The sequence below is a fragment of the Blastococcus sp. SYSU DS0533 genome, assembly GCF_054050775.1.
In genome coordinates this window covers 125,981-150,098 of the sequence record NZ_JBJGZZ010000005.1, presented here as the reverse complement: position 1 = coordinate 150,098, position 24,118 = coordinate 125,981, and the positions used below count along the sequence as shown (strand labels likewise).

The 24,118-nt window shown below is 74.6% G+C and carries 20 protein-coding genes and 1 tRNA gene; 5 read left to right on the top strand and 16 right to left on the bottom strand.

Going from position 1 to position 24,118, the window contains the following annotated elements:
• Positions 1–12: 12 nt before the first annotated feature.
• The 4 genes from ACI79W_RS08675 to ACI79W_RS08660 all read right to left on the bottom strand — a co-directional run bounded on the left by ACI79W_RS08675 (position 13) and on the right by ACI79W_RS08660 (position 2,581).
• Positions 13–819, bottom strand: a complete 807-nt coding sequence (locus tag ACI79W_RS08675; RefSeq protein WP_456561671.1) for an ABC transporter permease — start codon at positions 817–819, stop codon at positions 13–15.
• Complete coding sequence (locus ACI79W_RS08670) at positions 816–1,814, bottom strand: ATP-binding cassette domain-containing protein (protein WP_456561670.1); 999 nt, start codon at positions 1,812–1,814, stop codon at positions 816–818. Before ACI79W_RS08670 ends, ACI79W_RS08675 begins: the two co-directional genes overlap by 4 nt.
• A gap of 147 nt (positions 1,815–1,961) precedes the next feature.
• Positions 1,962–2,276 (bottom strand): ACT domain-containing protein, encoded by a 315-nt coding sequence (locus ACI79W_RS08665; RefSeq protein ID WP_456561669.1) that lies wholly within the window; start codon positions 2,274–2,276, stop codon positions 1,962–1,964.
• Entirely contained in the window at positions 2,273–2,581 is a 309-nt protein-coding gene (locus ACI79W_RS08660) for a pyridoxal-phosphate dependent enzyme (protein ID WP_456561668.1), read from the bottom strand. Before ACI79W_RS08660 ends, ACI79W_RS08665 begins: the two co-directional genes overlap by 4 nt.
• Before the next feature lie 169 nt (positions 2,582–2,750).
• On the opposite strand from ACI79W_RS08660, the gene ACI79W_RS08655 reads away from it, so the two are divergent.
• Positions 2,751–4,217 (top strand): sigma 54-interacting transcriptional regulator, encoded by a 1,467-nt coding sequence (locus tag ACI79W_RS08655; protein ID WP_456561667.1) that lies wholly within the window; start codon positions 2,751–2,753, stop codon positions 4,215–4,217.
• 1 nt (position 4,218) lies between these two features.
• Entirely contained in the window at positions 4,219–6,198 is a 1,980-nt protein-coding gene (locus ACI79W_RS08650) for a VWA domain-containing protein (RefSeq protein ID WP_456561666.1), read from the top strand.
• Between the two features lie 91 nt (positions 6,199–6,289).
• Here ACI79W_RS08650 and ACI79W_RS08645 read toward each other — a convergent pair whose 3' ends face one another.
• On the bottom strand, positions 6,290–7,615 hold the full coding sequence (locus tag ACI79W_RS08645; protein ID WP_456561665.1) for a DUF2252 domain-containing protein: 1,326 nt from the start codon (positions 7,613–7,615) through the stop codon (positions 6,290–6,292).
• A 95-nt stretch (positions 7,616–7,710) separates the two neighbouring features.
• On the opposite strand from ACI79W_RS08645, the gene ACI79W_RS08640 reads away from it, so the two are divergent.
• The gene (locus ACI79W_RS08640; protein WP_456561664.1) at positions 7,711–8,751 is read left to right on the top strand and encodes an SGNH/GDSL hydrolase family protein; all 1,041 of its coding nucleotides are present in this window, start codon (positions 7,711–7,713) and stop codon (positions 8,749–8,751) included.
• Between the two features lie 122 nt (positions 8,752–8,873).
• Complete coding sequence (locus tag ACI79W_RS08635) at positions 8,874–10,094, top strand: acetyl-CoA C-acetyltransferase (RefSeq protein WP_456561663.1); 1,221 nt, start codon at positions 8,874–8,876, stop codon at positions 10,092–10,094.
• Between the two features lie 201 nt (positions 10,095–10,295).
• On the opposite strand, the gene ACI79W_RS08630 is transcribed toward ACI79W_RS08635, so the two are convergent.
• Complete coding sequence (locus ACI79W_RS08630; protein ID WP_456561662.1) at positions 10,296–11,141, bottom strand: Bax inhibitor-1/YccA family membrane protein; 846 nt, start codon at positions 11,139–11,141, stop codon at positions 10,296–10,298.
• A 279-nt stretch (positions 11,142–11,420) separates the two neighbouring features.
• Here ACI79W_RS08630 and ACI79W_RS08625 point away from each other — a divergent pair, with 279 nt between their 5' ends.
• Positions 11,421–12,656, top strand: coding sequence for a MalY/PatB family protein (locus ACI79W_RS08625; protein WP_456561661.1), 1,236 nt, complete (start codon positions 11,421–11,423; stop codon positions 12,654–12,656).
• 11 nt (positions 12,657–12,667) lie between these two features.
• Here ACI79W_RS08625 and ACI79W_RS08620 read toward each other — a convergent pair.
• From ACI79W_RS08620 to mfd, 10 genes are all read right to left on the bottom strand, one after another.
• Positions 12,668–12,741, bottom strand: a tRNA-Leu gene (locus tag ACI79W_RS08620).
• Positions 12,742–12,785: 44 nt separating this feature from the next.
• Complete coding sequence (locus ACI79W_RS08615; protein WP_456561660.1) at positions 12,786–13,550, bottom strand: uracil-DNA glycosylase; 765 nt, start codon at positions 13,548–13,550, stop codon at positions 12,786–12,788.
• A 75-nt stretch (positions 13,551–13,625) separates the two neighbouring features.
• Entirely contained in the window at positions 13,626–14,576 is a 951-nt protein-coding gene (locus ACI79W_RS08610) for a Ppx/GppA phosphatase family protein (RefSeq protein WP_456561659.1), read from the bottom strand.
• Complete coding sequence (locus ACI79W_RS08605; protein WP_456561658.1) at positions 14,573–15,133, bottom strand: DUF501 domain-containing protein; 561 nt, start codon at positions 15,131–15,133, stop codon at positions 14,573–14,575. Before ACI79W_RS08605 ends, ACI79W_RS08610 begins: the two co-directional genes overlap by 4 nt.
• On the bottom strand, positions 15,133–15,720 hold the full coding sequence (locus ACI79W_RS08600) for a septum formation initiator family protein (protein WP_456561657.1): 588 nt from the start codon (positions 15,718–15,720) through the stop codon (positions 15,133–15,135). Before ACI79W_RS08600 ends, ACI79W_RS08605 begins: the two co-directional genes overlap by 1 nt.
• 10 nt (positions 15,721–15,730) lie before the next feature.
• The gene (gene eno, locus ACI79W_RS08595; RefSeq protein ID WP_456561656.1) at positions 15,731–17,008 is read right to left on the bottom strand and encodes a phosphopyruvate hydratase; all 1,278 of its coding nucleotides are present in this window, start codon (positions 17,006–17,008) and stop codon (positions 15,731–15,733) included.
• Positions 17,009–17,070: 62 nt separating this feature from the next.
• Complete coding sequence (locus ACI79W_RS08590) at positions 17,071–18,222, bottom strand: mechanosensitive ion channel family protein (protein WP_456561655.1); 1,152 nt, start codon at positions 18,220–18,222, stop codon at positions 17,071–17,073.
• Between the two features lie 259 nt (positions 18,223–18,481).
• Complete coding sequence (locus ACI79W_RS08585) at positions 18,482–19,417, bottom strand: MazG family protein (RefSeq protein WP_456561654.1); 936 nt, start codon at positions 19,415–19,417, stop codon at positions 18,482–18,484.
• A 31-nt stretch (positions 19,418–19,448) separates the two neighbouring features.
• The gene (locus tag ACI79W_RS08580) at positions 19,449–20,426 is read right to left on the bottom strand and encodes a SurA N-terminal domain-containing protein (protein WP_456561653.1); all 978 of its coding nucleotides are present in this window, start codon (positions 20,424–20,426) and stop codon (positions 19,449–19,451) included.
• 109 nt (positions 20,427–20,535) lie between these two features.
• Entirely contained in the window at positions 20,536–24,069 is a 3,534-nt protein-coding gene (gene mfd / locus ACI79W_RS08575) for a transcription-repair coupling factor (protein WP_456561652.1), read from the bottom strand.
• Positions 24,070–24,118: the final 49 nt, after the last annotated feature.

Below are 24,118 nucleotides of genomic sequence, written 5' to 3'. Positions count from 1 at the left end.
GGGTGCCGTACCTCAGCGGCCGGCGGCGTGGCGGTAGGCGCGGACCGACAGCGGCACGAAGACCGCCAGGATCAGGACCACCCAGATCAGCGTGTACAGCACCGGGTTCTGCAGCGACCAGGCGTCCGGCGCCGGCGCCAGCGGCGAGGTGTTGCCGAACAGGTTCCGCGCGGACTGGACGACCGCAGAGACCGGGTTCCACTCCGCGAAGGCGCGCAGCACCGAGGGGAAGGACTCCAGCGGGACGAAGGTGTTGGCCACGAACGTCAGCGGGAAGATCACGATGAAGCTGGCGTTGTTGACCACCTCCGGGGTGCGCACGAGGAGGCCGACCATCGCCATGAGCCACGAGATGGCGTAGGCGAAGAGCAGCAGCACGGCGAAGCCGAGGACCGCCTCCCCCACCGACGAGTTGATCCGCCAGCCGACCACCAGGCCGGTCAGCGCCATCACCGTGATCGAGATGACGTTCAGCCCGGCGTCGGCGACCGTGCGCCCGATCAGCACCGCCGAGCGGGACATCGGCAGCGACCGGAACCGGTCGATGAGCCCCTTCTGCAGGTCCTCGGCCAGGCTCGCCCCGGTGGTCGTGCTCCCGAGCACGATCGTCTGGGCGAAGATGCCCGGCAGCAGGAACTCCCCGTAGCTCGTGCCCGGCGGTAGCTGGATGGCGCCGCCGAAGACGTAGCGGAACAGCAGCACGAACATGATCGGCGACAGCGTCGCGAAGACGATCAGGTCGGGCACCCGCTTGACCTTGATCAGGTTGCGCTTGGTGATGACGGCGCTGTCGGAGAGCGTCGCGGCCAGGCTGCTCATCGGGCACCTCCGGTGGTGACCGGCTGGGCCGTCGGGGCGTCGTCGGTGGCGACCTCCTCGGCCACGCGGCCGGTGAGCGCGAGGAAGACGTCGTCCAGGTCGGGCCGGCGCAGGCCGACGTCGAAGATCTCCGCCGTCGCACCGTCCAGCCGCCGCAACGCCTCGGCGAGGACCTCCGCACCGCCGCTCACCGGCAGCGACAGCCGCCGGGCCGCCGCGTCGACGACCGGGTCCTCCACCGCCAGGGGGCGCAGCCGCTCCAGCATGCCGGGCAGCACGGCGGCGTCGGTGACGGTGAACTCCAGCCGCTGACCACCGACCTGCGCCTTGAGCTCGTCGGCGGTGCCGCGGGCGATGACCCGGCCGCGGTCGATGACCACCATCCGGTCGGCGAGCCGGTCGGCCTCCTCCAGGTACTGGGTGGTGAGCAGGATCGTCGTCCCGCCGTCGGCGAGGTCGGCGATGAACTCCCACATCGACAGCCGGCTGCGCGGGTCCAGGCCGGTCGTGGGCTCGTCGAGGAAGAGCACCCGCGGCCGGGCGATGAGCGAGGCGGCGATGTCCAGCCGGCGGCGCATGCCGCCGGAGTAGGTCTTCGCCGGACGGTTCGCCGCAGCGGAGAGGTCGAACCGCTCGAGCAGCTCACCGGCCCGGCGGCGTGCCTCGGTGCGGCCCAGCCGGTACAGCCGGCCGACCATCTCCAGGTTCTCGAACCCGGTGAGGTACTCGTCGACGGCGGCGTACTGGCCCGTGAGCCCGATCGCGGCCCGCACCCGGTCGGCCTCCCGCGCCACGTCCAGGCCGACGACCTCGACCCGGCCCGCGTCGGCCTCCAGCAGCGTGGTCAGGATGCGCACCACCGTCGTCTTGCCCGCGCCGTTCGGGCCCAGCAGCCCGAGCACCGACCCCTCGGCCACCGTCAGGTCCACACCGTCGAGCGCGGTGGTCGCGCCGAAGCGCTTGACCAGCCCCTCGACCACGATCGCGTCCGTCATGGCCCTGACGCTAGGCCCGCCCACCGACAGTCCGCCGCCGCTCTTCTCCGTCGCGTACACCCGCACGCCCTCCGTCCCGGTCCCGCCAGGTGCGGGACGCTAGCTAGGACCGCCGGGCACAGCCGGTCTCATCGGTCGGACCGGCAGCTACTCCGGGGTGACCGCGTAGCCGGCGTCGCGCATCGCGTCGATCACCTCACCGGCGTGCGCCGGCCCCCGCGTCTCCAGGACGACGAAGACCTCCACCTCGCCGATGCCCAGCCGGGTCGCCGTCCGCTCGTGCTCGACCTCCAGCACGTTGGCCCCGACCGTGGCCAGCTCGGCCAGCAGGGCGGCCAGCGATCCCGGGCGGTCGGGGATGCGCAGCCGCAGCGAGAGGTAGCGGCCGGCTGCCGCCATGCCGTGCTGCACCACCTTCAGCAGCAGGACCGGGTCGATGTTCCCGCCGGAGACGACGGTCACCAGGGGCGGCTCGAACGCGCGCGGATCGGCCAGGACGGCGGCGACCGCGGCCACCCCCGCCGGCCGGCGCTGGCGGCGACGACGCCGCGGGCCCGCTCCTCGCCGGTCAGCCGCGCGATCCGCGTGTAGGCGCCGCGGATCTTGAACGAGCCGGTGCGCTGGAGGTTCTCGCACTTGAGCCAGACCGGCCCGCCCACCCGGTCGGCCAGCCCCCGCGAGTGCTCCAGCGGGGTGCGCCGGACGACGCCGGCGAGGAGCTCCGCCGCCGCCGCGACGTCGGCACCGGTGACCAGGGGGACCGACATGCGTTGATCATGGCAGGCCCCCGCGCCCGCGACGGCAGGTCGCGCCGAGTGGGCCCCGGAGGGGTCCGCGCAGGCGCGACAGAACGGCTCCGCGCAGCAGGGGGACGGAAATCGATCGCGGTGTCGTCCGGAGAACGACAGGGTGCGCAGTCGTCGTACCGTGGCTGAGGTGACGGACACGCCCGTACCGGCTACCCCCTCCCCCGCACCCACCACCCTCGGCGAGCTCCGCGCGACCGGCGCCACCGCCCGCCCGGTCAAGGCCGAGATCCGGGCCAACCTGCTCGCCCGCCTGGCCGAAGGCTCGCCCACGCTGCCCGGCATGGTCGGCTTCGAGGACACCGTCCTGCCCGAGGTCGAGCGCGCCCTCATCGCCGGCCACGACCTCGTCCTGCTCGGCGAGCGCGGTCAGGGCAAGACCCGGCTGATCCGCACGCTGGTCGGCCTGCTCGACGAGTGGACCCCGGTGCTCGTCGGCAGCGAGCTGAACGAGCACCCGCTGCAGCCCATCAGCGTCTGGGCCCACCGGCAGATCGCCGAGCACGGCGACGCCACCCCGGTCGGCTGGTTGCACCGCAGCGACCGGTTCGGCGAGAAGCTCGCGACGCCGGACACCAGCGTCGGCGACCTGATCGGCGACGTCGACCCGATCAAGGTGGCCGAGGGGCGCACGCTGGGCGACCCGGAGACCGTGCACTACGGCCTGGTGCCCCGCACCAACCGCGGCATCTTCAGCGTCAACGAGCTGCCCGACCTCGCCGAGCGCATCCAGGTGGCGCTGCTCAACGTGCTCGAGGAGCGCGACATCCAGATCCGCGGCTACCGCGTCCGGCTGCCGCTGGACCTGCTGCTGGTCGCCAGCGCGAACCCCGAGGACTACACCAACCGCGGCCGGATCATCACCCCGCTCAAGGACCGCTTCGGCGCGGAGGTGCGCACCCACTACCCGATCGAGCTCGCCGACGAGATCCGGCTCCTCGAGCAGGAGGCACGCACCAGCGGGCTGGGCGCACCGGGCGGGCAGGACGCCCTCGACGCCCCCGTCGTCCCGCAGCACCTGGTGGAGATCGTCGCCCGGTTCACCCGGCTGGTCCGCGAGTCCAGCCACGTCGACCAGCGCTCCGGCGTCAGCGCGCGGTTCGCCATCGCCGGGCTGGAGACCGTCGCCGCCTCCGCCGTCCGCCGCGCCGCCGTGGCCGGGGAGACCCGGCCGGTCGCACGGGTGGTGGACCTGCCGAGCATCGTCCCGGCCAGCCGCGGCAAGGTCGAGTTCGCCGACGCGGGCTCCGACCCCGACGACGACCGGGAGCTGGAGATCCTGGAGCACCTGCTGCGCCAGGCCACCGCCCAGACGTTCCGCGCGCGGTGCGCAGGCCTGGACCTCACCGGGTTGCAGGAGCACTTCACCGGCGGGGAGACCGTCGAGTCCGGCGACCTCGTCCCCGCCCCGGCCCTGCTGGGGCAGCTGGGCACCGTCCCGCGGCTCGCCGAGCTGCTGGGCCGGCTCGGCGTCCCCGAGGGCGACCAGTCCGCCGAGCAGGCCGCGGCCGCGGTCGAGTTCGCCCTGGAAGGCCTGCACCTGACCCGCCGGCTGGCCAAGGACACCGACGGCGGCCGCACCGTGTACGGGGCCTGAGGTGGGCACGCGCCGCCCACGCGGCTACCGGTACGGCGCCTGGCGGGGCGGCCCCGACCCGCTGGCCCCGCCCTACGACCTCGGGAACGCCGTCGACGAGATCGGCGACTCGGTGCTCGACGGCAGCGGGGTCCGGGAGGCCCTGCGCGAGCTGCTGCGCCGCGGCACCCAGGGTCGCCGCGGCCTGGACGAGCTGCGCCGGCAGGTGCGCGATCGGCTGCGCCAGGCCCGCACGGCCGGCCGGATGGACGGCACGCTGCAGGAGGTGCGCGAGCTGCTCGACCGCGCCGTGCAGGCCGAGCGGCGGGAACTGTTCCCCGATCCGGACGACATGGCCCGGCTGAAGGAGGCCGAGCTCGACGCGCTCCCCGAGGACGCCGCCGGGGCCGTCCGGGCGCTCAGGGACTACGAGTGGCGCTCGGACGACGCGCGGCAGGCCTACGAGCAGATCCAGGACCTGCTGCGCCGCGAGGTGCTCGACAGCTCCTTCGCGTCCATGAAGCAGGCGCTGGAGAACGCCTCCGAGCAGGACATGCAGGCGGTCAAGGACATGGTCGCGGACCTGTCGCGCCTGGTGGACGCCCACAACCGCGGCGAGGACACCGACGAGCAGTTCGCCGACTTCATGGAGAAGCACGGCCAGTTCTTCCCCGACCAGCCCGGGACGGTCGAGGAGCTCATCGACTCGCTGGCCCGCCGGGCGGCCGCGCAGCAGCGGATGATGGCCGGCCTCTCCCCTGAGCAGCGCGCCGAGCTGGCCGACCTCATGGCCCAGACGATGGAGGACATGGGGCTGGCCAGCGAGATGGCCCACCTCTCCGACGCGCTGCGCCAGGCCCGTCCCGACCTGCCGTGGGGCCAGCGCGGCCAGGTGCCCGACGGCGAGCAGGGCCTCGGCATGGGTGACGCCACCACCGCGGTCGCCGAGCTGGCCGACCTGGAGGCGCTCTCCAACCAGCTGTCGCAGGGGTACGCCGGGGCGTCGCTGGCCGACGTCGACGAGGAGCTGCTGGAGCGGGCGCTGGGCCGCTCGGCCGCCGACGATCTGGCCGCCCTCCGGCAGCTGGAGCGCGAGCTGGAGCGGCAGGGCTACCTCAACCGTTCCGGCGGCACCCTGGAGCTCTCGCCCAAGGCGGTCCGCCGGCTGGGCGCCACCGCGCTGCGCCGGGTGTTCGCCAAGCTCGACGCCACCGGGCGCGGCGAGCACGACGTCGCGGACGCCGGTGCGGCCGGGGAGCTGACCGGGAGCTCGCGGGAGTGGCGGTTCGGTGACGAGCAGCCGCTGGACGTCGTCCGCACGGTGCGCAACGCCGTCCTGCGGACGGCCGGGGAGCCGCGCACCGGCAGCCGGGTGCGGATCGCCGTGGAGGACTTCGCGGTCGTGGAGACCGAGCGGCGCACCGGTGCGGCGGTCGCCCTGCTGGTCGACCTCTCCTACTCGATGGCGCTGCGCGGCACGTGGGGTGCGGCGAAGTCGACGGCGATGGCGCTGCACTCGCTGGTGACCACCCGCTTCCCGCAGGACGCGATCGAGATCATCGGTTTCTCCTCCACCGCGCAGGTCCTGCGTCCGGAGACCCTCGCCGAGCTCTCCGTGGACACGCTGCAGGGCACCAACCTCCAGCACGGGCTGATGCTGGCCCGGCGGTTCCTGGCCCGTCACCGGGACGCCGAGCCCGTCGTCCTGGTGGTCACCGACGGTGAGCCGACCGCCCACCTGGAGGACGACGGGACGCCGTTCTTCTGCTGGCCACCGATGCCGGAGACCATCGCCCGCACCGTCGCCGAGGTGGAGCGCGTGGCCCGATCCGGTGCGACGGTCAACGTCTTCGCCCTCGACCCCGACCCGGGGCTGGTGCACTTCGTGCACGACCTCACCCAGCGGGCCGGCGGCCGCGTGTTCGAACCCGACGCCGACCGCCTGGGCGCGTACGTCGTCGCCGACTACCTGCGCTCCCGCCGCGGCCGGCGCGCCCGCTGACTGCGCCACCGGGGCCGGCGAGATCGGCGATCTCGCCCACTTCAGCGACGTGGAGCGGACAGGATCGCCGATCTCGCCATCGAGGGGTCCTTCAGCCGCTGGAGCTGATGCCGGGGATGCGCCCTGCGCGGAAGGCGTTGACGAACAGCCGGTGGTCCTCCTGCGTGCGGTGCGCGTAGTCGTGCGCGAACGCGACCAGGTCGGCGACGAACTCCTCGTCGTGGCCGTCCAGCATCGCGGTGATGGCCTCCTCGGTCTGGAACGGGACGAGGGTGTGGTCGCTGTCGGCGTCGCCCACGCAGTGCAGCTTCGCCGTCGCCCGCCCGAGCTGCTCCAGCACCGGGCGGATGTCGGCGGGCTCCGTGAGGTCCTCCCACTCCAGGTCGAGCTCGTAGGGCGAGAGCTCGGCGACGACGAAACCGGCGCCGCGGATGTCGGTGTAGCCGAGGAACTGGGAGGCGTGCGACTGCAGCGCGCGCCGGCTCACCGCCGTCCGGTGGCCCTCGTGCTCGAAGTAGCCCCGGATCCTCGAATCGGTGACGACGCGGCCGGGAGCCGGCACGTTGCCCTGCTTCACCGACAGGACGACGTCGTTCTCGAGCGCCTGGTCGTAGCCCTCGAGCAGCACGTTGTAGGCTGGCAGACCCGCGCTGCCGATGCCGAAGCCGCCCGTGCCGATGAGGTCCTTGACGTCGTAGGCCACCTCCCGCCGCCACGGCCGCGGCGGCAGCGTGGCCTTGTACCGCTCCAGCGCCTCGAGCACCTCCGCCCGCTCGGCGTCGTCCAGCCGGCGGTTGCGCGGGGACTCGGCGAAGCGGCGTTCGTCGTCCTCCACCACCGTCATGCGCTGCAGCAGGCCCAGCCGGGTGCGGGTGGCCGTCCGGCGGATCAGGTCGTGCACCGCGCCGTGGGTGTTCCCGGCCAGCAGGGCGTACTCGCGGTCGGCGTCCGAGCGGGCGAAGGCCGCCACCTGGTCGAGCCAGGCGTGCAGGTAGACGGCGAGCAGCTCGCTGATCACCTCGTCGGAGAGAGCCTTGCGCCAGGCCATGAGGGCGAAGCTGGCGACGAAGCGGCGCAGGTCCCAGCTGACGTGCCCGAGGTAGGCCTCGTCGAAGTCGTTGACGTCGAAGACGATGCGGCCGTTGGCGTCCATGTAGGTGCCGAAGTTCTCGGCGTGCAGGTCACCGTGGATCCACACCCGGGACGTCTGCTCGTCACACCAGCGGTCCTCGGTCGTCGCCATGTCCGCGTAGAACAGGGGGGCACTCCCCCGGTAGAAGGCGAACGGGTCGGCGGCCATCTTGCGGAACTTGGTGCGGAAGGCCAGGGCGTCGGCGTCCATGAGGTCACCGAAGGCCTCGACGAGGACGTCGACGATCTGCCGCGTCCGCGCGTCGGGGTCCGGGGACGAGGTCACACCAGGGAGGGATGGGGGCACGAGGTGCACCGTAGGGGGCCGATAACGTCGGTGGTGCCCCGACGACGCAGGCATCGACCAGGGACGGAGGGACCATGATCCGCACGGACACGGCCCGACGGCTGGCGACCGGTGCCGCCTACGGCGGCGGCGGGGTCGGTCTCGCCGGGGCCGCTCTCGTCGCCCTCCTGCGCGAGGAGGCGCGGTCGGCCCGCCGCAAGGTCGAGGCCCGCAACCTGAAGCAGGACCCCCCGTCGGGCGACGGCGTCTACGGCCGAGGTGGCGGCACGCCCATCGTGCTCACCGTCCTGGGCGACTCCAGCGCCGTCGGGCTGGGCGTGCACCGCGCCGCCGAGACCCCGGGCGTGCTCGTCGCCGCCGGGCTGGCCGAGCTCGCCGAGCGCCCCGTCCGGCTGGTGCGGCTGGCCCGGTCCGGGGCCCGCGCCGCGAACCTGGAGGAGCAGGTCGACCGCGCGCTGGCCGAGCGGCCGACCGTCGCGGTGATCATGATCGGCGCCAACGACGTCACCGCCCGCACGCCGACGTCGGTCTCGGTGGGCCACCTCACCGACGCCGTCCGCCGGCTCACCGCGGCCGGCTGCGAGGTCGTCGTCGGCACCTGCCCCGACCTGGGCACCATCCGCCCGATCGCCCAGCCGCTGCGCACGCTGGCCCGGCGCTGGAGCCGGCAGATGGCCGCGGCGCAGACGATCGCCGTCGTGGAGGCCGGCGGGCGCACGGTCTCGCTCGGCTCGCTGCTCGGCCCCGCCTTCGCCTCCGACTCGAGCATGTTCAGCGCCGACGAGTTCCACCCGAGCGCCGCCGGCTACGCCGCCGCGGCGGCGGTGCTGCTCCCCTCGGTCGCCGACGCCCTGGGCGTCTGGCCGGCCGCGGCCGACCGCGGGCTGCGGACGCTGCGCCGCGACACCGCCCGGCCGGTGGCCCGCGCCGCCGCCCGCGCCGTCAACCGGCCCGGTACCGAGGTGCAGCCGGCCGAGGTGGCCGGGTCGGAGACCGGCCCGTGGGGCCCCTGGGCGCTGCTGCGCCGGCGCCGGCCGACGGAGATGCCCACCCCCGAGGAGGCCGAGCACGCCGGCGACGCGGCGGGCAGCCCGCTCGCCGACCGCCCGGGGTGACCTGTACCACACGGGCGTCCTCCTGACCTGCGGCCGGTCACCCGGCCGCCGCGCGGGGGTAGTTTCCGAGGTGACCGACGTCCGGCGACCTGCGCCCGGACCCCCTCACCGTGGAGGAACCCATGCCAGAAGCCGTCATCGTCTCGACCGCACGCTCGCCGATCGGGCGCGCGTTCAAGGGGTCGCTGAAGGACATGCGGCCCGACGACCTCGCCGCCGCGGTCATCCGGGCCGCGCTCGACAAGGTGCCCGCCCTCGACCCGCGCGACATCGACGACCTCATGCTCGGCTGCGGGCTCCCCGGCGGCGAGCAGGGCCACAACATGGGCCGCGTCGTCAGCGTGCTGCTGGGCATGGACCACCTGCCCGGCGCCACCATCACCCGCTACTGCTCCTCCTCGCTGCAGACCACCCGCATGGCCATGCACGCCATCAAGGCCGGCGAGGGTGACGTCTTCATCTCCGCCGGGGTGGAGACCGTCTCCCGGTTCGTGAAGGGCAACAGCGACTCGCTTCCCGACTCGCACAACCCGGTCTTCGCCGACGCCGAGGCCCGCGTCGCCAAGACCGCTGAGAGCGGCGCCGACTCGTGGACCGACCCGCGCGAGAACGGCGACATCCCCGACGTCTACATCGCCATGGGGCAGACGGCGGAGAACCTGGCGCTGCTCAAGGGCGTCACCCGCCAGGAGATGGACGAGTTCGCCGTCCGCAGCCAGAACCTGGCCGAGGAGTCGATCAACAACGGCTTCTGGGAGCGGGAGATCACCCCGATCACCCTCCCCGACGGCACCGTGGTCTCCAAGGACGACGGCCCGCGGCCCGGCACCACGCTCGAGGGCATCTCCGGCCTCAAGCCCGTGTTCCGCCCCGACGGCCGGGTCACCGCGGGCAACGCCTGCCCGCTGAACGACGGCGCCTCGGCCGTGGTGGTCATGAGCGACACCAAGGCCCGCGAGCTCGGCCTCACCCCGCTGGCCCGCGTGGTCTCCACCGCCGTGACCGGCCTCTCGCCGGAGATCATGGGCTACGGCCCCGTCGACGCCTCCCGCCTGGCGCTGAAGCGGGCCGGTATGACGATCGACGACATCGACCTCGTCGAGATCAACGAGGCCTTCGCCGCACAGGTCATCCCGAGCTACCGCGACCTGGACATCCCGATCGAGAAGCTCAACGTGCACGGTGGTGCCATCGCCGTCGGGCACCCCTTCGGCAGCACCGGCGCCCGCATCACCGGAACGCTGATCAACGGCCTGCAGACGAAGGACAAGACCTTCGGCCTGGAGACCATGTGCGTCGGTGGCGGCATGGGCATGGCGATGGTCCTGGAGCGCCTCTCCTGAGGAAGGACCCCGCTGGCTCGCACGCTCGGCGCGGGTCCCTGCGGCGGGGTCAGACGTGACAGCGGCCCGGTCCCCTCACGGGGCCGGGCCGTCGTCCGTTCCCAGCGCGGCACGTCGGCCGACGGCAGCGGCCCGGCTCCCCTGACGGGGAACCGGGCCGCTGTCGTCGTCACCCCGACCCGGTGGGCCGGGGTGCTGCGACTAGTCCTCCTGGAAGTAGGAGAGCAGGCGCAGGATCTCCAGGTACAGCCAGATGACCGTCACCAGGAGGCCGAAGGCGATGTACCAGGCGAACTTCGCCGGGGCGCCGCGGCGGATGGCCTCGTCGGCCATGTCGAAGTCGAGCAGCAGCGAGAACGCCGCCACACCGATCACGACCAGGCTGAAGACGATGGCCAGCGGGCCACCGTCGCGCAGGCCAAGCCCGCCCTCGACGAAGAACCCGGCGACCAGGTTGACCACCACGAGGACCAGGACACCGATGAGGGCGCCCACGATCCAGCGGGTCAGCTTCGGGGTGACCCGGATGGCACCGGTCTTGTAGATGACCAGCATGCCGGCGAAGACGCCGAAGGTGCCGATCACCGCCTGCATGACGATGCCGTCGTACACCGAGTTGAACGCCTCGCTGATCGCACCCAGCGCGACGCCGTAGAGCGCGCCGTAGGCGAGGGTGGCGACCGGGTTGGCGATCTGCTTGAAGGCGATCACCAGGCCGAGCACCAGCGCGACGAGCACGGCCGGGATCGCGAGACCCCAGGCGGCGTCGCCGGGCAGCGCCCAGGTCAGCGCGGCGGAGACGACGGTGACCAGGAAGGCCAGTCCGGTCTTCTGGACGACGTCGTCCATCGTCATGTAGCGCGTGGCCTCGCTCGTCCCGTACGGGGACGGCGCGGCGTACGGGTCCTGCTGGGGTGCGGGGGCGCCGTACTGCGGGGCCCCGTACTGCGGGGCGCCGTACTGGGGCTGGTTGCCCCAACCGGCGTACTGCTGGCCGGGGCCCGCGTTGCCGAACCCACGGCTGAACGCCGGGTTCCTACTGGCCATCGTCATCTCCTCGAGGTGACTCGTCGGTCGTGGAGCCTGATCACGCACTCCACTCGGTCAGGTCAACGCCCGACACGCCCACAGCGTTCCACAGCTGCCGGCAATCCGGATCACCCCCGCGGGGGCGAGCCGGATCCGGCGCGGGCGGGAGCCTTCCGGCGGGCTCCGGCCCCGGCCCGGTCGGGTGCTCGCCGAGCGGACTACGCGGCGGCTGCCCGATGCTGTCCTGGCCCGGCCCCCGTCGAGCGGCCGGCCGACCGCGCCCGATCGGAGCCGCCCATGACCGCCGACGCACCACGCACCGCCGCTGACGGGTCGCCGCCGAACCCGTTCCTGCAGGTGACCCTGGACGAGCTGCGCCGCCGGACCAGCGTCAAGTGGCGCACCTACCCGGCCGACGTGCTCCCGCTGTGGGTGGCGGAGATGGACGTGCTCCTCGCACCGCCCGTCCGGGAAGCGCTGCACCGGGCGGTCGAGACCGGCGACACCGGCTACCCCGCCGGCCAGGAGTACCCCGAGGCGGTGGCCGCCTTCGCCGCCGAGCGGTGGGGCTGGTCCGGCGTCGACCCGGCCCGCACGGCGCTCGTCCCCGACGTGATGACCGGCATCGTGGAGGTGCTGCGGCTCCTCACCGGCCCCGGCGACGTCGTGGTGGTGACCCCGCCGGTGTACGCGCCCTTCTACGCCTTCGTCGAGCACGCGGGCCGCGCGGTGGCGGAGGCGCCGCTGGACGCGGACGGCCGGCTGGACCTGCCGACGCTGGAGGCGGCCTTCGCCGGGGCCCGCGCCCGCTGCGCCCACCCGGTGTTCCTGCTGTGCAACCCGCACAACCCCACCGGCGCCGTGCACACCCGCGCGGAGCTCGAGGCCGTCGCCGCGCTCGCCCGGCGGCACGGGGTGCGGATCGTCTCCGACGAGATCCACGCGCCGCTCATCCTCCCCGGCGCCCGGTTCGTGCCCTGGCTGAGCGTCGCCGACGACGGCTTCGCCCTGCTCTCGGCGTCCAAGGCGTGGAACCTCGCCGGGCTCAAGGCGGCCGTGGTGGTCGCCGGGCCGGACTCGGCCGATGACCTGGCCCGCCTGCCCGAGGAGGTCGGCCACGGGCCCAGCCACCTCGGCGTCCTCGCCCACACCGCGGCGTTCCGCGAGGGCGGCGGGTGGCTCGACGCGCTGCTCGCCGCCCTGGACGACAACCGCCGGCTGCTGCAGCAGCTGGTGGCCGAGCACCTGCCGGCGACGACCCTGCGCGCCCCGGAGGGCACCTACCTGGCCTGGCTGGACTGCCGCCCGCTCGGGCTCCCACCGGAGGCACCCGGAGGCGGCCTCGCCGTCGTCAGCGACCTCGACGGCCCGGCCCGCTTCTTCCTCGACCACGCACGGGTGGCGCTGAGCTCGGGCCACGTCTTCGGCACCGGCGGCGCCGGGCACGTGCGCATCAACCTCGCCACCTCACCCGCCGTGCTGACCGAGGCGCTGACGCGGATGGGCCGGGCGGTGGCGGCCGGGGCCGGCTAGGCCTTCGGTCGTGCCCCCGGTCGGGTTCGAACCGACACTGGGACCCTTTTAAGGGGCCTGCCTCTGCCAGTTGGGCTACGGGGGCGCGGGAGGCACGGTAGCGGGGCCGGGCACCCGGGCACCCGCCGGTCAGCCGGCGGCGAGCTCCGTCGCCCGGGTCAGGACGGCGTCCAGCATCGGCTCGGTGAGCTTGCCGGTGAAGGTGTTCTGCTGGCTGACGTGGTAGCTGCCCAGGAGGGTCAGCGGACCACGGGGGCCGGTCAGCGCCACCTCGACGCCGTGCCCGAACGCCGGCCGCGGGCGGGGCAGCGCGTACCCGGCGGCGGCCAGCACCGGCCACAGCGCCGTCCAGCCGAAGCCACCCAGCACCACGACCACCCGCAGCCGGGGGAGCAGCTCCAGCTCGCGGGCCAGCCACGGCGAGCAGGTGTCCCGCTCCTCGGGGGTGGGCGCGTTGGCCGGCGGGGCGCAGCGCACCGCGGCGGCCACCCGCACGTCGGTGAGCTCGAGCCCGTCGCCGATGTGCGTCGACGTCGGCTGGTTGGCCAGCCCGGCTCGCCACAGCGCGGCGAAGATCCAGTCCCCGCTGCGGTCGCCGGTGAAGACCCGGCCGGTGCGGTTGCCGCCGTGCGCGGCCGGGGCGAGCCCGACGACGGCTATGCGCGCGTCGGCCGGGCCGAGGCCCGGCACCGGACGCCCCCAGTACTCCTCGTCGCGGAACGAGGCGCGCTTGACACGGGCCACCTCCTCGCGCCACGCCACGAGCCGCGGGCAGGCGTAGCAGCCGGAGATGCGCTCGTCGAGGACGGGCAGCTCGCGGGCCCCCCGGGCGCTGCGCATCACGCCGGGCGGGGTGCGGGTGACGGGGAACCCGCCGGCGTCCCGGGACGTCATGGAACGGCCCCGGTGCAGGGTCCCGCGGCGAGCCTGCGAGTCGTGGGGGGGCACCGGGGTCCTCGTCCTATGCCCCTACGAGCGGGCGAGGCGCAGGGCGATGCCGTCGAGGATGTCGTGCTCGCTGACGCTGACCTCGGCCAGCCCGAACTCGTCCATGAGCACGCGCAGGATGAGCGCGCCCGCACCGATCACGTCGACCCGGCCCGGGTGCATCACCGGCTCGGCGGCGCGGCGCGCCCGCGTCGCGGCGAGCAGGTGCCCCGAGACGCGGCGGACGTCGGCCACCGGGATGCGCGAGCCGTGGATCGCCACCGAGTCGTAGGCGGGCAGCCCCAGCGCGAGCGCCGCCACGGTGGTCACCGACCCGGCCAGCCCGACCAGGCTCGCCGCCTTCCCGACCGGCACCTCCTCGGTGACCCGGGCCAGTGCGGCGCGGATGTCGCGCTCGGTGCGGGCGATCTGCTCGGCGGTGGGCGGGTCGTCGTGCAGGTGCCGCTCGGTGAGCCGCACGCAGCCGATGTCGACCGAGCGGGCCGCGATCACGCCCTCGTCGTCCCCGAGCACGAACTCCGTGGAGCCGCCGCCGATGTCGACGACCAGCCAGGGAGCGGGCGCCGGTCGCAGGCCGTGGGCGGCGGCCGCGGCCGCGACCGACCCGGTCGCGCCGAGGAAGGAGAGCTCCGCCTCCTCCCGGCCGGTCACGACGTCGGCCCCGCGGCCCAGGGTGGTGCGCACCATGTCCTCGAAGTCCGCGCGGTTGGCCGCGTCCCGGGTGGCGCTGGTGGCGACCATCCGGACCTCGGTGGCCCCCAGCTCCCGGGCCTGCGACGCGTACTCGGCGAGCACCACGCGGGTGCGCTCGATCGCCTCCGGCGCCAGCCGGCCGGTGGCGTCGACGCCCTGGCCGAGCCGCACCACCTCCATGCGCCGCAGCAGGTCGGTGTGCCCGCCGTGCGGCGGGACGTCGGCGACGAGCAGCCGGATGGAGTTGGTGCCGCAGTCGATGGCGGCCACCCGCCTCACGCGTCGTCCTCGGGGCGGGCGCAGGGGCCCTTGGCCCACCACTCCCCCATCTCGGCGACCGCGCGGTCGCCGACCGGGTTCACGCCGGGGCCGGCGGCGAGCGCGTGGCCGGCCAGCGCGTGCAGGCACTTGACCCGGTCGGGCATGCCGCCGGCGGTGTTGCGGGTGGGCAGCACGTCCTTGGCGTCGCGGGCGGCGAGGTAGGCCTCGTGCGCGGCCCGGTAACCGGCCGCGAGCTCGGGGTCGGTGGCGAGCTCCTCCTGCCACTCGCGCATCCGGCCGGTCGACTCCAGCCGGCTCGCGGCGGCCGAGGCCCGCGGGCAGGTGAGGTAGTACAGCGTCGGGAACGGGGTGCCGTCCTCGAGCCGCGGCGAGGTCTCGACGACGTCCGGCTGGCCACAGGGGCACCGGTGCGCGACGCCGACCAGCGCGCGGGGCGGGCGGCCGAGCTGCCGGGCGACGACCTCCCGGTCCTCCTCGCTGACGGGGCTGGAACGACCCCGGGGCGGGGGCCCGGGTCGAGCTCGCGAGGTCCGGGGGGCGGCAGGGTCCTCCATCACTCCGCCGCCCCTTCGTCGTCCTGGCCGCCGTCGGCCTCGGCCAGCGACCGCATCAGGCCCTCGTACCAGGGCAGCGGCTCCGGGTCGACGGCGGCCGCCGCCAGCGTGCCGGCGTCGCCCTCGACCGCCTCGCCGTCGACGACGAGCACCAGCCGGTCACCGGGCAGCACGTAGGACAGCCGCTCCCGCGCCTGCCGCTGGGCGTAGACCGGGTCGGACTGCAGCTCCAGCTGCCCCTGCAGCGCGGCGACCCGCTCGTCGAGCTGCCGGCCCTCCGCGGCCAGCCGCGCCAGCTCGGCCTGGCCGGCCAGGTACTGCCGGATCGGCCCGGCCAGGGTCAGCGCGAGCAGCAGCACCAGCCCGACGAGCACCACGGCGCGGCCGGTGAACAGCGGGCGCCGCCGCGGCGCGGCGGCCGCGGACAGGCGGCGCTCCGGGCGGCGGTTGGGCCGCCGCTGCGCGGGGCGGCTCGACGCCCCCGAGCGCAACCCGGTGCGGACCGGTCGCGAGTGGTGCACGCGCGGCACCCGGCCGGTCGCGCGCCGCCCCTCGCTGCCGCCCCGCCGGCCGCGGACGCTGCTCATCGCCCTCCGCTCAGCCGTTCAGCCGCGGGAAGGCGGCGGCGCCGGCGTAGCGGGCGGCGTCGTCGAGCTCCTCCTCGATGCGCAGCAGCTGGTTGTACTTGGCCACCCGCTCGCTGCGCGCCGGGGCACCGGTCTTGATCTGCCCGCAGTCGGTGGCGACGGCGAGGTCGGCGATCGTGGTGTCCTCGGTCTCGCCGGAGCGGTGGCTCATCATGCAGCGGTAGCCGTTGCGGTGCGCCAGGTTGACCGCATCGAGGGTCTCGGTCAGCGTGCCGATCTGGTTCACCTTGACCAGCAGGGCGTTGGCGGCCCCGCGCGCGATGCCGTCGGCCAAGCGGACCGGGTTGGTGACGAACAGGTCGTCGCCGACCAGCTGCACCCGGTCGCCGAGGGCGGCGGTCAGGGCGATCCAGCCGTCCCAGTCCTCCTCGTCGAGCGGGTCCTCGATGGAGACGATCGGGTAGGCGTCGGCCAGGCCGCGGTAGTAGTCGACGAGGTACTCGGCCGAGCGGCTCTGGCCCTCGAAGTCGTAGCCGCCCTCGGTGTGGAACTCGGTGGCGGCGACGTCGAGCGCGAAGGCGATGTCGGTGCCGACGGAGTATCCGGCCTTGTCGACGGCCTCGGCGATGAGGTCGAGCGCGTCGCGGTTGCTCGGCAGGTCCGGGGCGAAGCCGCCCTCGTCGCCCAGCCCGGTCGAGAGGCCGCGGCCCTTGAGCACCGCCTTGAGCGCGTGGTAGGTCTCGGTGCCCATGGCCAGCGCCTCGGCGAAGGTCGCCGCGCCGATGGGGGCGATCATGAACTCCTGCACGTCGACGTTGCTGTCGGCGTGGGCGCCACCGTTGAGGATGTTCATCATGGGCACCGGCAGCAGGTGCGCCGAGGGGCCGCCGACGTAGCGGAACAGCGGGAGGCCGGTGGAGTCCGCGGCGGCGCGCGCGACGGCGAGGCTCACGCCGAGGATCGCGTTGGCGCCCAGGCGGGACTTGTCGGGCGTGCCGTCGAGGTCGAGCAGGCGCTGGTCGACCAGCCGCTGCTCGGTCGCCTCGTAGCCGACCAGCTCGGGGCCGATGACGTCGAGGACGCCGTCGACGGCCTTGGTCACGCCCTTGCCGCCGTACCGGTCACCGCCGTCGCGCAGCTCGACCGCCTCGAAGGCGCCGGTGGAGGCGCCGCTGGGCACGGCGGCCCGGGCGATCGTCCCGTCGTCGAGGGCGACCTCGACCTCCACGGTGGGGTTTCCGCGCGAGTCGAGGATCTCCCGCGCGCCTACGGCATCGATGCTCGGCACGGGGGCAGCCTAACCAGCCCGGACGGCCGGCGCGGTGCTCACCCGGCCACGTCCCGCACGCATCAGGGCGCCGGCTGCTGCTCCGCGGTCCCCCCGTCGGCGGCCGAACGGTCGTGGCGGGCACGCTCGGCCTGGTCCTCCTCGCTCGGTCCGGTGAACGCCTGGGAGCGCCGCCGCGCCTCCAGGCTGCCGGTGAACAACCCCTCGCTGGTGGCCGGCGCCCGGTCGGCCGGGCGGGCCGGGCGCGGTGCGGTGCGGGGGTCGGGAGCGGGGCGCGGCCCCCGCCGGCCGGCGGTCTCGTAGCCGGGTGCCCCCTCGTTGCGGACCCGGGGCAGCGCGTGCGGGGCCTCGCGCTGCAACCAGCCGACCAGCCCCTCCCGGACGGTGCAGCGCAGGTCCCAGAGCGTGCCCGCGTCCTGGGCGCTGACCAGCACCCGCACCCGCACCAGCGCGCCGACGGCGTCGGTGACCTGGAGGACCTTGACCCGCTGGTCCCAGTTCTCGTCACCGGCGAGGAGGCGGTCGAGCTCCTCGCGCATCCGGTCGAACGGCGTCGTCCAGTCCACGTCGAGCTCGACCGCGCCGAGGACGGCGGACTCCTTGCGCGTCCAGTTCTGGAACGGGGTGGTGGTGAAGTAGGTCGACGGCAGCACCAGGCGCCGGTCGTCCCAGAGGTGCACGACGACGTAGGTGAGGGTGATCTCCTCGATCCGCCCCCACTCCTCCTCCACGACGACGACGTCGTCGACCCGGATGGCGTCGGTGAAGGCCAGCTGCAGGCCGGCGAAGACGTTGGCCAGCGAGGTCTGCGCGGCCAGGCCCGCGACGATGGAGATGACCCCGGCGCTCGCCAGGATGCTGGCGCCGGCGGCGCGGGCGCCCGGGAAGGTCAGCAGCATCGCGGCGAGGGTGAGCACGGCGACGAGGACGACGACGAGCCGGCGGAGCAGGGAGATCTGGGTGCGCACCCGCCGGGCGTGCCGGTTGTCCGCGACGTCGACGTCGTAGCGGGCCAGCCAGACGTCGGCCGCGACGAAGACGCCCACGGCGACCAGCCAGCCGATCGTCGCGATCACCGCCAGGGCCAGCACGTGGACGACGACCTCCGTCCAGTCCCCCAGGTCGTCGGCCGCCTCGAGCACGACGGTCAGCGCCACGAGCACGAGGAGCGCGCGCATCGGGGTGCGGCCCCGGCGGGAGAGGTCTGCGGTCACCGGCGAGGCGCGGCCGACCCGGCGGACGACGACGCCGATGAGGACGCCGAGCAGCCAGGCCGCCAGGGCCGCGCCGAGCAGGACCAGGGCGACCTGCCAGGGCTCCGACGGGATCAGGCCGGAGACACCTTCGACGGCCTCGTCGGGACCGACCGGGTCGGTGGCGGGGGCGGACAGCGTGGCGGGCAGCGGACCGGCTCCTCTCCGGGATCAGCGCATGTGGGCCGGTGGCCCACGCTAGTGAGCCGGGACCCGCCCGTCAGGCCGAGGTCCCCCCGTCGGGTCGGTGCCCGGCGGCGGCGTCGAGCTCCCCGGCGTAGCGGCGCACCGCCTCCCGGAGGGCGTCCTCCACGTCCCACCCGCGCGCCTCGGCGGCGGCCACGACGGCCAGCAGCCGCTCACCGAGCGCCTCGGGGCTCGCGTCGGCCAGCTCGGCGGGCTCGGGGGTCGGCAGCCCGGCCCGGCCGGCCCGGCGCACCAGGGCCGCCCCCCACGAGGCGGCGGGCTGCGAGCGGGAGACGCCCTCGGTCGGCGATCGGCGCTGCTTCTCCGCCTTCTTGATCTCCTCCCACCCCGCCTCGACCTGCGCGACGTCCCGCGGTCCCGCGTTTCCGAAGACGTGCGGGTGGCGGCGGACCAGCTTCTCCACCAGGTCGCCGGCGACGTCGTCGACGTCGAAGCGCCGACCGTCCGCCGCCTCGGCGGCGACGCGGGCGTGGAACACCACCTGGAGCAGGACGTCGCCGAGCTCCTCGCGCATCGCCACCGGGTCGTCGTCGACGATCGCGTCGTAGGCCTCGTGCGCCTCCTCGAGCAGGTAGCCGCGCAGCGAGGCGTGGGTCTGCTCGGCGTCCCAGGGGCACCCGCCGGGCGAGCGGAGCCGGTCCATGACCCGGACGACGTCGAGCAGCCGCGCGCCGGGTGGCTCCGGCGCCCCGGCCACCGCCGGCACGCCGGGGAAGGCGGTCGCCTCGTCCGGGGACGCCAGGCAGACGACGTCGTCCTCGCGGGCTGCCGCAGCCGCCGCCCCGGGCAGCTCCCCGACCTCGACGCCGGCCGCTCGCAGCATCGCCGCCCCGGCCCCGGCGCCCGGCAGAGCGACGACCGCGCGGCCTCCGGTCACCGCCCTCCAGCCCTCTGCGCCCAGCAGGGCGGGGAGCCGGGGGTTGACGGTGACGACCAGGGCGACGGGCACCCGCCCAGTCTCCGGGAGGTGGCGCCGGCGGCTACTCGGCGGGGGTGGTCTCGTCGCCGAGGATGTCGACGACGCCGACCCCGGCCGGCAGCAGCCGCCCGTCCTCGTACACGCCGTAGCGCGGGTTGACCGTGACGTCGAGGTCGGCCCGCACCTCCTCGAGCAGCGGCTGGGCCGCAGCCTCCACCTGCTCCCCGGCCTCCTCCACCAGCTGCGGCCGGAGCTCCTCGAACGACGGGTACGCCGTCCCGGCGCGGAAAGCGACGACGATCCCGCCGGCCTCGGGCACCGGCACGGCGACCGCCGTCCCCGGGGCCGCGGCGGCGAGCGGGCCGGCCAGCGCGCCCGGCAGCTCTCCGGGTGCACGCCGGTCGAGCTCCGGCAGCGTGAACTGGCCGGGGAACCGCGCGGCCACCTCGGGGTAGCTCGCAGGGGCGGCGGCGAGCTCGGCGACCACCGCGTCGGCCGTGGCCTGGTCGGGCACCGTGACGTAGCCGTACTCGACCTGGCCCAGCCCCTCGCGGACCTCCTCGTAGCGGGCGCGCAGAGCCGCCTCGTCCAGCGGCTCCGCCCCGCCCTCGTCGGTCGCGATCTCCTGGCGCACGAGCTGCTGGCGCACGCTCTCGCGGACGTCGACCGGGGCGATCCCCTGCTCGGCGAGCCGGCCGTACACCGCCTCGGGGTCGTCCGCGCCCAGCAGCTCCTCGATCCGGCGGGTCACCTCGGCGTCGGTGACCTGCACGTCGTAGCGCTGCGCCGCGGCGTCGTGCACCTCGGCCTCGACGAGCAGGCCGAGCACCTGGGCGGTGAGGTCCTCCTCGCGCCCCTCGACGGCGGCGGCGATCCCGGGGTCGGTCAGCCGGGCGTCGACCTGCGCCCGGAGCTCGTCCACGGTGATCCGCTCGTCACCGACGTAGGCGGCGACGTCGGGCGCGGACCGGCACCCGCTCAGTGCGACGACGGCCAGCGCGACGGCGGCACCGGCCCGGGCAGCGCGGGAAGTCAGCACGGCCGGAGCGTGCCACATCGGGTGTGCAGAAGGACTCCGCTGCCTCCCACGCCTCGCCCGCTCGGCGCGGGCCCCTGCAGCAGGGCCGCCGGCAGCCGCCCCGGTCGGGCTAGGCGGCGACAGGCTGCTCCAGCACGGCGCGCAGCGTCGCGTGCAGGTTCTCCAGGAGGGCGACGTCCCGCAGCGGGGTGCGGCGGTCGGGGCCGACCGGCACCTTGAGCGACACCATCCGGACCGCCGCCTTGTAGGAGGCGCCGTCGGCCAGCCGGGCCAGCCGCATCTGCTTGGACTCCGGCAGGTCCACCGGGCCGACCCGGATGGTGCGCCCCTGCAGCGAGACCTCGGTGATGCCCAGCGCCCGCATCGCGACCCGGAACCGGGCGACGGCCAGCAGGTTGAGCACCGGCGCCGGCGGGGCGCCGTACCGGTCGGTGAGCTCGTCGAGCACGGCCTGCGCCTGCTCGTCGTCCTGGATGGAGGCGACCTTGCGGTAGGCCTCCATCCGCAGCCGCTCGCCGGGCACGTAGTCGTGCGGCAGGTGCGCGTCCACCGGCAGGTCCACCCGGACCTCCACCGGCTCGGCGGGCGCCTCCTCGCCGGTCACCTGCGCCCGGTAGTCGGCCACCGCCTCGCCGACCAGCCGCACGTAGAGGTCGAAGCCCACACCGGCGATGTGCCCGGACTGCTCACCGCCGAGCAGGTTGCCCGAGCCGCGGATCTCCAGGTCCTTCATCGCCACCGCCATGCCGGCGCCGAGGTCGGTGTTGTTGGCGATGGTGGTCAGCCGGTCCACCGAGGTCTCGGTGAGCGTGCGCGTGGGGTCGTAGGTGAAGTAGGCGTAGGCCCGCTCCCGGCCGCGGCCGACGCGGCCGCGGATCTGGTGCAGCTGGGAGAGGCCGAAGGTGTCTGCGCGGTCGACGATCAGGGTGTTGGCGTTCGGGATGTCCAGGCCGGACTCGACGATCGTCGTCGCCACCAGGACGTCGTACTCCTTCTCCCAGAAGCCGACCATGATCCGCTCGAGCTCGTGCTCCTTCATCTGGCCGTGCCCGACAGCGATGCGGGCCTCGGGAACGAGGTGGCGGATCTTCGCCGCGGCCTTGTCGATCGACTGCACCCGGTTGTGGATGACGAACACCTGGCCGTCGCGCAGCAGCTCACGGCGGATCGCCGCCGCCATCTGCTTGTCGTTCCACGCACCCACGTAGGTGAGCACCGGGTGCCGCTCCTCGGGCGGGGTGAGGATCGTCGACATCTCGCGGATGCCGGTGAGGCTCATCTCCAGGGTGCGCGGGATCGGGGTGGCCGACATCGAGAGGACGTCGACCGCCGTCCGCATCGTCTTCAGGTACTCCTTGTGCTCGACGCCGAAGCGCTGCTCCTCGTCGACGATGACCAGGCCGAGGTCCTTCCACCGCGTCGTCGGCTGCAGCAGCCGGTGCGTACCGACCAGCACGTCGATCGACCCGTCGGCGAGCTCGGCGAGGATCTGCCGGCTCTCGGCGTCGGACTGGAACCGGGAGAGCACCTTCACCGTGACCGGGAACTGGGCGAACCGCTCGGAGAAGGTCTTGAAGTGCTGGTTGGCCAGCAGCGTCGTCGGCACCAGGACGGCGACCTGCTTGCCGTCCTGCACGGCCTTGAACGCCGCACGCACCGCGATCTCGGTCTTCCCGTAGCCGACGTCGCCGCAGATGATCCGGTCCATCGGCACCGACTGCTGCATGTCGGCCTTGACCTCGTCGATCGCGGCCAGCTGGTCGGGGGTCTCCTGGAAGGGGAAGGCGTCCTCCAGTTCGCGCTGCCAGACCGTGTCCGGGCCGAACGCGTGGCCCTTGGTGGCCATCCGGGCCGAGTACAGCCGGATCAGCTCCCCGGCGATCTGCTTGACCGCCCTGCGGGCCTGGCTCTTGGTCTTCTGCCAGTCGGCGCCCCCCAGCTTCGACAGCGCCGGCGACTCACCGCCGACGTACCGGGTGAGCTGGTCGAGGGCGTCGGTGGGCACGAACAGCCGGTCCGGCGGCTGGTTCCGCCGCGACGGCGCGTACTCGACGATCAGGTAGTCGCGCTGCCCGCCGTTGACGGTGCGGCTGATCATCTCGATGTAGCGGCCCACGCCGTGCTGCTCGTGCACCACCAGGTCACCCGGCTGCAGCTGCACCAGGTCGACGGCGTTGCGCCGGCGGGCGGGCATCTTCACCGCGTCGCGCATCGTCGTGCCGCGCTGGCCGGTCAGGTCGTGCTCGGTGACGAGCGCCAGACCGACGCCGGGGAAGGCGAACCCCGCCTCCAGGTTGCCCTGGGTGACGTGGGTGAGCCCGGGGTCGGGGGCGGTGGCGACGTCGGGCACCAGCCGGACGCCGAGCTCGGCCTCGGTGAGCTGGTCGGCGGCCCGCTGGGCGGGACCGGGGCCGGCGAAGGTGACGACGACCCGCCACCCGTCGCGGTGCCACTCCCGCATGCGCTCGACGGCGGCGCCCTGGTCGCCGTGGAACCGCTCGACCGCCGTCGCGTCGAGGGTCACCTGGCCCTCGTCGTCCTCCGCCTGGAGGGTGAAGGCGCCGGTGGTCCACCAGGGCAGCCCGCGGCCGCGGGTCGCGGCCTCGACGTCGGCGAGCTCGCGGAACGACGACGCCCCGAGGTCCAGCGGCGCCTCCCCCGCCTCGGCGGCGGTCGCCCACGACGCGGCGAGGAACTCCTCAGCGGTGCGGACCAGGTCCGCCGCGCGGCTGCGCACCCGCTCCGGGTCGCAGACCAGCACGTGCGTGCCGGCCGGCAGCAGCTCGGTGAGCAGCTGCAGCCGGCCGGGCACGAGCACCGGGGTCAGCGACTCCATGCCCTCGACGGCGATGCCCTCCGCCAGCTTGCCCAGGACCTCCAGCAGGCCGGGGTGCTCCACGGCCAGCGCCGCCGCGCGGGCCCGCACCTCCTCGGTGAGCAGCAGCTCGCGGCAGGGTGGTGCCCACAGCCGCTCGGGGCGCTCGTCCAGCGAGCGCTGGTCGGCGGCCGAGAAGTAGCGCAGCTCGTCGACCTCGTCACCCCAGAACTCGACCCGGACCGGGTGCGGCTCGGTGGGCGGGAAGACGTCGAGCAGCCCGCCGCGGACGGCGAACTCGCCGCGCTTCTCGACCAGCTCCACGCGGGTGTAGGCGGCGTCGGACAGCGCCTGGGCGACGCCGTCCAGGTCGGCGGAGTTCCCGGGCTGCAGCTCGACCGGCACCAGGTCACCGAGCCCGGGGGCCAGCGGCTGGAGCACGCTCCGCACCGGGGCGACCAGCACGTCGATCGCGCCGTTCTGCCCCGGGTGGGTGAGGTCGCGCAGGACCGCGAGCCGGCGCCCGACGGTGTCCGCCCGCGGGCTGAGCCGCTCGTGCGGCAGCGTCTCCCAGGCGGGGAAGGTCTCCACCCGGCGGTCGGGCAGGAAGCAGCGGAGCAGGTCCGCCGCGGCGTCGGCGTCGCGCTCCCCCGCCGTCACCAGCAGGACGGGCACCCCGGCGCCGCCCCGCGCGGCCAGCGCGGCGGCGACCAGCGGCTGCACGGGCGGCGGCGCGGTGACCGCCAGCTCGGCGTTCCCGGCGGCAGCGACCACGCGGGACATGCCGGGATCGGTGAGGACGACGTCGAGCACGCCGCGCAGGGTCACGCTTCTTCTTCTCCCGGGGATCGGATCGGGCCGCCGAGTGCGGCGACGC